At 43.2% G+C, this 12,804-nt stretch carries 8 protein-coding genes; 5 read left to right on the forward strand and 3 right to left on the reverse strand.

The window, feature by feature from the left end:
- Positions 1-80 precede the first annotated feature (80 nt).
- On the reverse strand, positions 81-2,051 hold the full coding sequence (locus AC5YBZ_RS11690) for an alpha/beta hydrolase family protein (protein WP_494542937.1): 1,971 nt from the start codon (positions 2,049-2,051) through the stop codon (positions 81-83).
- A 348-nt stretch (positions 2,052-2,399) separates the two neighbouring features.
- Here AC5YBZ_RS11690 and AC5YBZ_RS11695 point away from each other — a divergent pair, with 348 nt between their 5' ends.
- Positions 2,400-5,177: a TonB-dependent receptor domain-containing protein gene (locus AC5YBZ_RS11695; RefSeq protein WP_494521320.1), complete on the forward strand. Its 2,778-nt coding sequence runs from the start codon at positions 2,400-2,402 to the stop codon at positions 5,175-5,177.
- A 223-nt stretch (positions 5,178-5,400) separates the two neighbouring features.
- Here the strand turns inward: AC5YBZ_RS11695 and AC5YBZ_RS11700 are convergent, their stop codons facing one another.
- On the reverse strand, positions 5,401-6,297 hold the full coding sequence (locus AC5YBZ_RS11700; protein WP_494542938.1) for a choice-of-anchor H family protein: 897 nt from the start codon (positions 6,295-6,297) through the stop codon (positions 5,401-5,403).
- A 383-nt stretch (positions 6,298-6,680) separates the two neighbouring features.
- Here AC5YBZ_RS11700 and AC5YBZ_RS11705 point away from each other — a divergent pair, with 383 nt between their 5' ends.
- Genes AC5YBZ_RS11705 through AC5YBZ_RS11715 form a run of 3 tightly spaced genes read left to right on the forward strand, consistent with a single transcriptional unit; the run spans position 6,681 to position 8,999 of the window.
- Positions 6,681-6,914, forward strand: coding sequence for a PepSY domain-containing protein (locus tag AC5YBZ_RS11705; RefSeq protein ID WP_494521318.1), 234 nt, complete (start codon positions 6,681-6,683; stop codon positions 6,912-6,914).
- Positions 6,915-6,936: 22 nt separating this feature from the next.
- A complete protein-coding gene (locus AC5YBZ_RS11710) occupies positions 6,937-7,617 on the forward strand; it encodes a response regulator transcription factor (RefSeq protein ID WP_494542939.1) in 681 nt (226 codons plus the stop codon).
- Between the two features lie 5 nt (positions 7,618-7,622).
- Positions 7,623-8,999, forward strand: coding sequence for an ATP-binding protein (locus AC5YBZ_RS11715; RefSeq protein ID WP_494542940.1), 1,377 nt, complete (start codon positions 7,623-7,625; stop codon positions 8,997-8,999).
- Positions 9,000-9,084: 85 nt separating this feature from the next.
- On the opposite strand, the gene AC5YBZ_RS11720 is transcribed toward AC5YBZ_RS11715, so the two are convergent.
- A complete protein-coding gene (locus AC5YBZ_RS11720) occupies positions 9,085-10,641 on the reverse strand; it encodes a methyl-accepting chemotaxis protein (RefSeq protein WP_494542941.1) in 1,557 nt (518 codons plus the stop codon).
- Between the two features lie 743 nt (positions 10,642-11,384).
- Here AC5YBZ_RS11720 and AC5YBZ_RS11725 point away from each other — a divergent pair.
- Entirely contained in the window at positions 11,385-12,773 is a 1,389-nt protein-coding gene (locus AC5YBZ_RS11725; protein WP_494542942.1) for a DUF3300 domain-containing protein, read from the forward strand.
- Positions 12,774-12,804 lie beyond the last annotated feature (31 nt).

Genomic DNA, 12,804 nt, shown 5'->3' on the forward strand with positions numbered 1-12,804 from the left:
AAGTTAAAAACCAATAAACGAAATCCAATAAAAAGCCACCTTATAAAGGTGGCTTTAAGCTTATCATCTAGCTCAGAGATTTAATTCAAATAGGTTTTTAAGAAAGAAGCCATTTCCGTATAAAGCTCTTTGCGGTTATCCTCGTCATAGAAACCATGACCTTCTGTTTGTTTCCACAACCACTTAGGCTCTTTACCCGCCTTAGTCAAAGCATCGCGCATGACATAGGCATTCTCATAATGAGCTTGCTCATCTCGCCCGCCATGAACTAAAAATACACCGGCTTTGATTTTATCGGCATGGTATGCAGGAGAGTTTTTCTTCATTTCAGCTTCAGTACCGCCAAAAGCTTCTTCCATATATTGCTTACCCCAACCAAGTCTTTCAGCAACATTGCCTTTGCTGAACATCAAAGGTAAGTCATATACCCCAACATAGCCAATAGCACATTTATAAAGATCCGGTTCTTTAACTACCCCCATTAGTGCTGCATAACCACCATAACTCGCACCAGAAATACAAATCTTATCTTTATCTGCATACCCTTGTTTTATCGCCCATAGGGTACCATCGGTTAAGTCATCCTGCATCTCTCCGCCCCACTGACCGTAGCCACCATCTTCAAATTCACGACCATAGCCGCCAGAGCCACGAAAGTTGATCTGAAGAACGCCATAACCTTCACTGGCATATACTTGTACTTCATCTTCAAATCCCCAGTAATCCCTAGACCCATGAGGACCACCGTGGGGGTGAACAATCAGTGGTAAATTTTTCCCTTCACTACCTTTGGGGATGGTTAAGTAGCCATGGATAGTCAATCCATCACGTGCAACAAAGCTGACAGGCGTTTTATGAGACATTTTAGTCTCATCAATCCATGGTCGAGAGGCTGCTAGAAACGATGCCTTTTTCGTCACTCTATCATAAATAAAAAACTTACCAGGATTAACATCCGAGTACGTCATCAATACCCATTTATTGTTATCAGCTGTTTTTGAAGTGATACTCAAGACGTTACCTTTAAACGCTTGTTGTAACCCCCTAAACTCTTTAGCAAATGCAGACTCTTCATCAAAAAAGACCAGGTCGGGTTTTCCATCATGGAAAACTGCGCCTACAACTTCTTTTATACGCTTACCTTCTTTTGATGTATAAACATCCATCAAGGGGCGTGAATCAACTATCTCATTGCGATACATGAGTTCACGCTTACCTGTCGCTAATTCTATTTTATAGATACCTTGTGTACTGGCTTCTGTATTATCTAATGTATACATGTAGTTATTATCAGCACTAAATCCAACTACATTTGCCGAACCTTGAGCACTGGTACGCACCAAATCAATTAAAGACAGTTTTTGCCAATTATCTTTACTATCGCGAAGATAAGTGATCATGTCTCCAGAGCCTTCAGCTTTTAAGATGCCCTTACGCTCCGTCACCATTGACTGACTTACTCGCCACTTATCGTCGTTGTCTAACACAATTGAAGCGTTTTCAAAATTCGCTTTCTCGACTAACTGACGTTTTCCATTATAAATATCTAATTTATATAAATTACTAAATTGCTTTTTTTCTAAATTTGATGAAATTAATATGTTTTCGGGATCATCCATCAACAGGCTTTCTATATTTGCCGCTGCAATATCGTTATTACGCACTCCGAATAATTGCTCTTTTTTAGAGCAATCATAATTACCCGCAAATAACTCACCGGTCAGAAAAGGGGCCGCGTATTGACCTGACTGTGTAGAAATTGTCATCAATACACGTTCGTCATTTGCCCACCAAAAACCCTGAACTGACTCATCATCCTTAAAGAAAAAATTACAAACTATCTTTTGATCAGCATTATTAATGATTGCCAGTCGCCTATGCTCCTTAAAGGGGTAAGTCGCAGCTAAATAACGACCATCTGGAGAAATTTTGACATTATTAAACATACTGTGTTTAGAAAATTGCTCAACATCAGTGGCTGCAGAAACTACCGCACTACTACTTAAAAATAACATTCCTGCCGTAAGCAAGACTTTAGACCCCTTCACCATATACAACCTTCCATTATCAAATATCACTCAATAAATCTCGCGTTGTCACTATGACACTCCATGCCATTAACAATAAATGTCGAGCTTTAGTGAAATATAAACCTACCTGAGCATTATTTATCAGAATAAATATCCTCAGAGACATATAAAGCAAAGCAATACTTACAACATTAACAACTATTACGCAACTTTTTAACCACCTTGTTTACATCCGATTCTCTTTGATATACCGTAGGTTATGTTGCAAAGAACCAACAAAATTAACATAAAAACAAACAACCAAACTCGCATATCCAAACGTAAAGCAACAGCAATACGGGGATCGCGAAGTGGTTCGGAGAAGTAGACATGCACAGTACAACAAAGTTATACCGGGCAATTCAATTAGGATTGCTGGCTACATCATTGACTGCTGGGACAAGTGCGTTTGCAGCTGAAGCAGATGAAGTCGTCATTGAACAAGAAATAGAACGAGTGGAAGTTACCGGTAGTCGTATTAATCGAACCGACTTAGAAACTGCGCAGCCTGTTGTAGTATTAACCGCTGAAGATATGAAAAACGAAGGTTTTACTACTGCCTTTGATGCGATTCAAAGTATCTCGCAAAATACAGGTACAGTACAAGGTAATGAATTTGGTGCTCAAGGCGGTTTCACACCAAACGCTGATGTCATTAACCTACGTGGTTTTGGACCCGGTTATACTCTTGTACTACTCAACGGCAGACGTATTGCCGAAAACCCAACACCTTATAACGGACAAAGTAACTTCGTTAACTTAAGCGGCGTGCCATTTTCAGCGGTTGACCGAATTGAAATTTTGACTCAAGGCGCTTCCGCTATTTACGGTTCAGATGCTGTTGCTGGTGTTGTTAACATCATTCTAAAGAAAGACATTGATTCCACAACTGTTAATGCCATGTATGGCTTAACCCAAGACGGTGGTGGTGATCAAAAGCGCTTAAGTATTACCTCAGGAACCACAGGCTCTAATTATTCAATAGGCGGAACATTAGAGTATTATGAGCAAGAGCCTATCTACTCTCGTGATAGAGACTTTATGGACTCTGTTGATGATAATCCAGCAGGCGCAGGCCCATTATCGCGTGGTATTTTATTTATGGATGCCTTTACGGCACAGTATAGAGATCCGGGTGCCCAAAAATGTGAAGACTCGGGCTCTGGATATACCTATGCTGAACGTGAAGGATTTGGTAATTACTGTGGTGTCGATACTACAGGTGATAATACCATCCGTAACGAGCGCGAAACTTTAACCGGTTACCTATTCGGTACTTACGATATCAATGACCACCTGCAATTATTTGCAGACACTATGTATTCAACAGTCGACTCAGCTGTTTATGGTTCACGCCATTTCTACAGCGAATACTTATTGATGGACACACCTGATGGCTCTGGTAACTTTGCCGGTGGTTCAAAAGACTATGTGCTTGCTCAACGTCTATTTAACTTTAACGAAATGGGCCAGCGCACCACTACATTCGATGAGCAAAGCTACAATGTCACCCTTGGTTTAAAAGGGGATATCGGCAATGAATATAACTGGCAAGTTTATTACTCTGAAAGTCGTTATGACTATGAAAGTAATAGAGATTGGATGAAAGAAGAGAAAGTTACTGAGCTCTTTTTAGGCCAAGTCGATAACCCGTATGGTCTTTATAATGGTCAAGGCTCTGTGGGATTATATGATGTCATTACTCCTGAGATTAGAGATCAAGTACTTGGCACCCAAGTGATTGTCGCCGATTCGTACTCTCGTACCATGTCAGCCGACATCAACGGTGATCTCTTTGAGCTACCTGCAGGTCCTGTTGGCTTTGCCGCGGTTATCGAATACAACAAGCAAGGTTACGAGCTTAATCAAGATGAACGTACTCTGAATCAAGATGGCAATGGTTGGCAAGGCCTAACGGGCACTGAAGGCGGTGGCGATCGTAGTCGTTATGCTGCAGGTATCGAACTACTGATCCCAGTGATTGACGACCTAGATCTTGGTGTTGCAGCGCGTTACGATGAATATGATGATAGCACTACCGATGTTGGCGGACGAGTATCTCCAAGCGTTAACTTAACTTATAAAGTGATGGATGAGTTGAAGTTTAGGGCTAACTGGGGACAAAGCTTTAGAGCGCCAGATATGCATTATGTATTTGCAGGCCCATCAGGCTTCTACTCTAGTGCATATGACTATGTTGATTGCCGCGTGAATGATTTTGGTGATGATCCAAACTTCATCCCAAATCCAAGCTCGTGTGAAGCCACTAACTACCAGGGAAGTCGTTCAGGTAGCCAGACTCTTGAAGAAGAGAAAGGTACTAACTGGGGTGTAGGAGTTATTGTTGAACCTTTTGATAACTTCAGCTTTACTCTTGATTACTATGATATCTCTTTAGAAGATATTATTGCCGATGAGAGTGCCCAAGATATTCTAAACCTAGAATATGACTGTCAATATGGCTTAAACGGTAAAGATCCAAGCAGCAGCGAATGTACAAGCAATAGCGCTAAAATTAATCGCGGTGCGGCGGGTACACCGGGTGAAGGTCAACTGGAATCAATCAGTGTAACGCCAGAAAATAAATCACTCTACGGTCAGAGCGGTTTAGATGCTAAGGTAAATTACACCATTGATACCTCTTACGGTGATTTTGGCTTCCAATTTGGCTGGACTCATATTCTTAAAACAGAATATCAAGTCAACGATGATTCTCCAGTAGAAGATATTCGTGATGACAAAGATAATTCAGAGCCACGTTCTAAGACAAACGTAGTGGTTAGCTGGCAATATCAAGATTGGATTGTTGCTACTCGTGTTGACAGAATTGGTCAAATCCCTGTGTGGGAACAACCTGCTGAAAACTACGATCCTGACACTGGAGAAGTACTTAAAGTCGACCGTTTAGACCCTTACTTCACAGTAAACATGACTGTGGGTTACAACTTCACGGATGACTTAAGTGTGTTGATTAGCGGTGAGAACATCTTTAATGAGCGCCCACAAACTGATACTTCTCATGATTCATGGCCGTATTACAATAGCTTTGCCTACCCAGGCGCTGCTATTGGTGCAACATATCGTGCGGAAGTTAGCTACCGTTTCTAATCAGCTAATATAAAGTTAATTAGCCAACTAAGCGATAGTAGGGATGACCTACTATCGCTTTATTATTTAAATTTCCCACTACAAGCTCAGTGGCAGCAAAAGTAAGCCTTGCCTAAGTCGCTATCAATTGCCACCTCATAGATGGGTATAAATCATCTGATAAGTAAGACTAACATTGATATATTAGTGCCATTACACAGAAATAGCCCCTTTAAGTCGGCGTCTACGCCTGATAACGGGCCAACCCAACTAAGCCTAACAGCCCGAACACAGATATTGCGCCGCCTTCGATAATCACCTCTGACACTATGTATTCGTCATTATCGCGATCGGCACTTTCTAAGGGTAAAGCATAAAGCTCGTCGAGATCATCGCTGCTAATGGTGGCAACAATATCACTGTAACCAACCTCATACAGATCGATCAACACATCGTAATGATCGGTTGGATAACCTGCATGCAAGGTCGTTAATACCTCAAAATCGTCATCACTCACATCGTCAACAATAGTGAAAACATCAGTGGTATGATAAAGCTCCCAGGGGCCGCCGTTTCGACTTAAATAAAGATCAGCAAAAACATCGGCACGCTCGCCCATATAGAAACTATGAACATCGGCATCAAAGGTCACGCTAAATGTGCGGAAAAATCCATCGTAGTCAATATCTTCAAACAAACGACTACTCGCCTCATAGATAGAGAATTCATGGTAAATGCCCGCATTCAAACGCTGGGATGCTGAGCGTAGCTTCTCGGTTTTATTCCCGCTAGACTGACGCTCCGCGATCACTTGTTCACGAGTCTTGCGTTGCTTACTCGTGCTCTCAATTTGCTTAAGTTGCTCAGCGGCTAACAACTGAGCCGCGTTCATTGGCTGCAAAGCGCGGCTAAATGGCTGCGGTTTGCCACTTGAGCCTTGCGCAATACTTTTCGATACTGAGCTCAACGTATCTGTATTGTCAGCAGCGCTATTTTCACCAGCAGTATTGCCGGCCGCAACCGCTATGCTCGAACTCAAACCAAGCAGTAACACACTCGGTAAGACTCTTGAATTAAGCAGCGAGATTGTCGATGTTAACGCCGTTGTAACGTTTTGAGTAAGCTGAGTGATTGTTGGCATAATCAATCTCCATTTAGAACTGTTATCTTGTCGTTGCATCTATTAAAGCCCGCCCAAAATGAACATGAGCTGAACGATAAAATATCGTTAATTCAGTGTGATGATGTAAAAAAACCATTCAGCTAATATTCATTTTCACTTGGGGATAATAGGAGTTAGCCATCAGTTTATGAGTGCAACAAGGTGTGGCACAACAAGCGAAATAACAGGACTAAAATAGGGCCTAAGTAGGTTGATATGTTTCTTATTTTTATAGGATCTTTTACACTGAGCAGACAATAGGAATACAGGTACTTTTGATGAGAATTGCGCTGATATTGATAGCATCACTTTGCTTTTTACTCCCCTCTCATGGGAATGCAGCAAGCTATGGGTTATCGACGATGGCAAGTAGTAGCATGTTAATCGCTGCACAAAAAAACCAACCCAATCTCAGAGTCAAAAACCGCCAACAGGCCACCCAAATGGTTAAAAGCCAATACGGAGGTAAAGTGCTCAGTGTTCAATCAGCCAAGATCAATGGCAACCCAGGATATCGCGCTAAACTGCTCAGCGCCGATGGTGTCGTTTTTTATGTATCAATTGACGCAGTAAGCGGACAAATGAGTAGACGGTAACCTGATAGTTAAGGAAAAACAGATGCGATTATTACTGGTTGAAGATGATTTAGCGCTACAAGATAACTTAAAGCAGCATCTGCTTGATGCCAATTACACCTTAGATGTGGCCAGTGATGGTGAAGAGGGATTATTTCAAGGGGTAGAATATAGCTATGACGCAGCCATTATTGATGTGGGCCTGCCTAAGTTAGATGGTATCGCGCTCATTAACCAGCTGCGTGCTCAAGGTATTGAGTTCCCCATTTTAATCCTCACCGCACGAGACAGTTGGCAAGATAAAGTCGAAGGGTTAGATGCTGGCGCCGATGACTATCTCACTAAACCTTTTCACCCTGAAGAGTTAATCGCCCGCCTCAAAGCACTTATTCGTCGCTCGGCGGGAAAATCGAGCCCACTCATTCAAAACGGCATATTTAGCCTCAATACCAGCAGCCATGAAATCAAAGTCGGTGAGCAGCAGATCAAGTTAAGCGGTTCAGAATACAAGCTATTTGAGTATTTCATGCTGCATATTGGTGAAGTGAAATCCAAAAGCGTACTTATCGAGCATATTTACGATCAAGATTTCGATTTAGATTCCAATGTCATCGAGGTGTTTATTCGCCGTTTACGTAAAAAACTCGATCCTGATAATGAACATGGCTTAATCGAAACCTTGAGAGGCCAAGGGTATCGTATGCGACAACTGGCTAACGACTAAAAACCATGAAGATAGTTAACCAACCTACTAAGCTATTCAACTCACTTAGCACCCGCTTAATGCTAAGTGCCCTGCTGCTTATCGTGGTGCTATTGCCCATCATAGGTCTTGCGCTTAACAATGCCTTTAAACAACAGGTAATGATTAATACTCAGGACCAACTCAGTGCCTATTTATATTCAGTGCTTGCGGTGACTGACATGGAAGATGGCGAACTGCTGATGCCTGAGCGCTTATTGGAAAATCAATTTAATGTCATCAATTCGGGACTATATGCATTAATTTCGGAGCAAGTAAATAAGCCCCCTAACAGCAAAGTTATATGGGCATCTAACTCGTTTTTAGGTCTCAGTGAGCCACAGCAGTTACCTAATCCAGACGTCGGCCGTGGTGACTTTAGTGACATCGACATCGATGGCAAAGCCCACCTTATCTACAGTTTCAGCGTACGTTTTGCTGCCACAGCTCACAATCCATCCGATGCGCCAATTACCGTGCATATCATTAAAGATTTCGCCACCGTTTCGGAGCAACAACAGGCGTTCAGCCAGCACCTTTGGAGTTGGTTACTGCTACTGATGTTAGTGCTGCTCACCATTCAAATCGCCTGGTTACGTTGGACATTAAAACCCCTTGCCCGCTTTAAATTAGAGTTAAAATCGGTGCAGCGAGGAGAGTCACACCAATTAACTGGGCAATATCCAACAGAGTTACAAGCCGTAGCCAAACAACTCAATACGCTGCTGAGTACCGAACAACGTCAGCGCAGTCGCTATCGTAATGCGCTATCGGATTTAGCCCACAGCCTCAAAACGCCCTTGGCAGTCATCCAGAGCCAAAAAGATCTCAGCCCAACCTCTATCGAGCAAGTGGATCAGATCAACCGCACCATAGGCCACCAGCTAAAACGTGCTCAAAGTGCTGCAGGCACCGCGTGGCATTTGGGCATCAAGGTCAGCCTAGTATCAGATAAACTGATGCGCACCTTAACCAAAATCCACCCTGGCATTGAGCTCGATTATGCTCAGCCCCCCACTGAACAATGCGTCTTTTATGGCGATCAGAGTGACTTAACTGAGTTACTGGGGAATTTGCTCGATAACGCCTGCAAAGCTGCCGCCTCGCGGGTGAGGCTATCGGTTGTACAACAAGAGGCGACACTGCGCTTTATTATTGAAGATGACGGCAACGGGATTAGTGAGCAGCAACATCATGCCATATTTGAGCGAGGCAAGCGGGTCGATACCTACGAGCAAGGCCATGGCATTGGCCTAGCTATTGTGCGCGACTTAATCGATAGCTATCAGGGACATTTAACCATTACCACCTCATCACACCTTGGTGGCGCCTGCTTCGAGGTGAGTTTCAATCAACCTGGATAATATGGATAGCATCACCACGCCGCTATGACTCAACTCCAGTCATAGCGGCGTGGAGCTCGACTTCACTTCAGCTTTAACAGGGCCATTAATGAGGCTTAAACCGCACCACTAATTCATGTAATTCATCAGATATCGATTTAACCAAAGTCATCGATTCAGTGGTTTCACTAGAACTATCCGCACATGCCGAAGCTAATTCTGAGATGCTCACCACTTGACGATTAATATCTTCAGCAACATGGGCCTGCTCTTCTACCGCTGCCGCCATTTGCGTCGACATATTGGTTATCTCACCCACGGCATCGAAAATACCGTTAAGCATGCTAGTGCTTTCTTGTACTCGCTCTAACCCTTCTTCTGCCGCATCAGTACCAAGCTTAGCGGTATTCACTGCGACTTCTGCGCTGGCCGTTAACTCATGCACAATACCGTAAATATCACGCGTCGACTCTTGCGTGCGCTTGGCTAAGTTTCTAACTTCATCAGCGACAACCGCAAAGCCTCGCCCTTGCTCGCCGGCCCGCGCCGCCTCAATAGCGGCATTAAGGGCCAACAAATTGGTCTGATCGGCTATCTGTTCGATATGTTGTGCCGCTTTGGCAATTAACGCGGTTTGATCGGACAACTGACTCACAGAGATGCTGATATCTGATACCGTTTCATTAAGCTTTTGAATAGATTGATGGGTTATTTCAGCAACCTTATTCCCATTCACGGCCAAGTCATTGGCGATCCCTGCATGGCTTGCCGTATCGGAAACGTGGCGAGAGACCTCGGTGATGGTGGTGGCCATTTGATTCATCGCGGTAGCCACTTGGAACGTTTCAGCCTGTTGTTTCTCTATCTCTTGCGCGGTTTTAACCGTTTGTTGATATCCCCTGTCGGATTCTCTAGCCACTCTTAAGGCTGCCGTTTCAATGCGAGCAATGACAGTGCCTAAATGAGCAATTTGGCTCAAAATAGCAACCTGCAATAACCCCACATCACCACTTGAATCTGAGTAGGTTTGTGCTGCTAACGGATGCGAAAAACTATTTTTTAGCATAGCGTTCAAGTGATTAATCGTGGCATTTTTGCTGTATGTTACCCAAGCGGCATAAATAAATGCGATAGCCAGTAAAGGGATTTGAATGGATGACCAACCAGCAGATAAAAATAGAATAAAAGTAGCAATAACAGTGAGGATTAAGAAGATATTTTCTGGCGCGAGAGAGGTGAGCTTCGACGGGGTTTTACCTTGATTAACTTGAGCATATAACTTTTCGGCTCTGGTAATATCGTCTCTTTTGGGACAAGACCTTACCGATTCATACCCTACCACCTGGCCTTTATCGGTTATTGGCGTCACATAAGCATCTACCCAATAAAAATCGCCGTTTTTACAGCGATTTTTCACTAAGCCCATCCAAGGTTTACCCTGTTTTAAATGCGACCACATCACTCTAAATGCCTCTGCAGGCATGTCTGGATGACGCACTATACTGTGTGGCTGCCCAATAAGTTCATCCTTAGCATAACCACTAATTTCAACAAAATCGTCATTGCAATCCTGAATATTTCCTTGTAAATCAGTAACGCTGATTAATTTATTATTAGCGCTAAATTTACGTTCATTATTGGTGGTGTATCGATTATTTTTCATTGATTAGGCTCAGTTGTTCTATTTTTTAATAATGTATATAACGCAATAAGATATATTAGATCTGATTGTTATAGCGCGGCATGATATATGATAACAACCAGCTTCACTATATAACCAAAAGCAATAAAAGATGATAGCTAAGCACAACAAAGAATAAACACAAACGAACTGCTCAATTTAAGAGCAGGAAGTGCTTTTAACAACCAGGGCGAGCTCAATAAGCCATCAAAAAAACACTTTTTAGCAACAAACAAATCCATCTGTAACGTCAGCTAACGGATAAATAAATTAATTAATTTTGCCATGACATTCAGATCACACTGTTCGTGCGAGTTGTTATCTATATCGCAATAACATCACACTCTACTTTTCAATCAACAGCACCACTCAAGTAACAACTAAACAACAGGTGATACGCAAGATGTACAGAGCATTTTTCATGGATACAGCAATAAAACGACACAAAACCTGCATAAATGAAGTGATAACCTTTAATAGGCCAATAATTGCCGTATTTGGACTTAAATACTGCTGTCAGCAGCAATGGCTTTATTAAAGATAAAAATGCCCATAAGCAAATTATTGGCTATTAATACGGCTAACATGATGACTTAAAAAAACGTATCCCCTTTGCAGCTCATCACTACACTGTCATATCCACCGCAAAAGACTTTCAGCTTATGTTCATCTTCACTCGTCTACTATCGAAGTCAATCAAAAGACAGTGAAGAGTTGGAGACGATATGAACAGCATAAAACATGGCGCTTTAGTCTTGCTTATCGCCCTATCACAGCTACTACTGGCACCTAGCGTATTAGCACTAGATGAACCAGCAGAACGTATCGAAGAGATACAATTTAGTGAGGCCCAGCTAGCGCAAATATTAGCCCCAATCGCGCTCTACCCCGATAGTTTACTAACGCACATATTAATCGCCTCGACCTATCCTTTAGAGGTGGTACAAGCCAACCGATGGCGCAATAAACATCAAGCACTCGACGCTAAAGCAGCGGTCAAACGCGCCGAAGATAAGGGTTGGGATCCTAGCATCTTAGCGCTACTCGCCTTCCCTAGCGTACTTGAAAAGCTCAGTGACGACTTAGATTGGACACAAACACTGGGCGATGCCTTCTTGCAAGATGAAGCGCGCGTACTCGCCAGTATTCAAACGTTGCGTCAGCAAGCCGATAACGCCAACACCTTCGATGATATGGACAATATGAAGGTGACTAAAGTTAATCAGCAGATCATCATTGAGCCTGTGCAGCAAGAGATTGTTTACGTGCCAGTGTATGACACTCGCGTGGTGTACGGCCATTGGCGCTGGTATAACTACCCGCCAGTGTATTGGGTCTACCCACCACGATACCCAGTGCACTATCCTAGCCACTACTCGAGCCGCTTTTATTGGCATAATGGTATTCACATTAGCTTTAATTATTACTTTAGCGCGTTCCACTGGCACAAGCGCCATATTGTGGTTACTCACCATCATCACGCTAATCGTTATCGCTCACACAGTCGCATTGTGACCAGCAGTGGCGCGCAGCGCTGGAACCATAAACCTGCCCATCGCCGAGGTGTAGCTTATCGTTCGACCAGTGTGAAACAGCGCTATAACAGCCATAGACCCAGCACACTGCACACAAAGCAACTAAGAAGTGTCGAGCGCCATGGTAACAGTGCAAAACCAAAACACTACAGCACAGCTCAAGTAAAGCAGCGCCGTGAACAGGATTTTCATCATAAACTGGCAATCAGTAATACGAGAGCAGATCGGAATATTAAAGCAAGCCAAAAATCTGAGTTTAACAGTAGCTATAAACGGGATAATCGTGGCCAACGAAAGATAAGCGACACAGCAATCCATCAAGAGAAACGCATTAAGCAGACGACAAACTCGGCCCATAAAGTCGAGTCATCAAAAACTCAGCCCGCTTTAGGCAAAGATAGGACACATCAAAGAGAGAAGAGCCTGCAACGGAATAGAAGTCCTCAACGAGATTACAGTACTCAACGTGAGAGAAGCGTTCAACCAAACACTCAGCATCGCGCTCAAGTCAATCATCGAGCTAGTCGCGAACGTTCACAGCACAGTTCCCAAGACAGAACTAAGCAGCGAGAGCATTAGCCAATGAACAAGCCGTGATTTTATGAGGCTA

This window comes from Shewanella sp. 553 (assembly GCF_059338375.1).

Bases quoted from the DNA above. Each gene is read 5' to 3' on its own strand.
- AC5YBZ_RS11700 (WP_494542938.1), bottom strand. From the start codon at position 6,297: ATGCCAACAATCACTCAGCTTACTCAAAACGTTACAACGGCGTTAACA.
- AC5YBZ_RS11690 (WP_494542937.1), bottom strand. From the start codon at position 2,051: ATGGTGAAGGGGTCTAAAGTCTTGCTTACGGCAGGAATGTTATTTTTA.
- AC5YBZ_RS11705 (WP_494521318.1), top strand. From the start codon at position 6,681: ATGGCAAGTAGTAGCATGTTAATCGCTGCACAAAAAAACCAACCCAAT.
- AC5YBZ_RS11715 (WP_494542940.1), top strand. From the start codon at position 7,623: ATGAAGATAGTTAACCAACCTACTAAGCTATTCAACTCACTTAGCACC.
- AC5YBZ_RS11725 (WP_494542942.1), top strand. From the start codon at position 11,385: ATGAACAGCATAAAACATGGCGCTTTAGTCTTGCTTATCGCCCTATCA.
- AC5YBZ_RS11720 (WP_494542941.1), bottom strand. From the start codon at position 10,641: ATGAAAAATAATCGATACACCACCAATAATGAACGTAAATTTAGCGCT.
- AC5YBZ_RS11710 (WP_494542939.1), top strand. From the start codon at position 6,937: ATGCGATTATTACTGGTTGAAGATGATTTAGCGCTACAAGATAACTTA.
- AC5YBZ_RS11695 (WP_494521320.1), top strand. From the start codon at position 2,400: ATGCACAGTACAACAAAGTTATACCGGGCAATTCAATTAGGATTGCTG.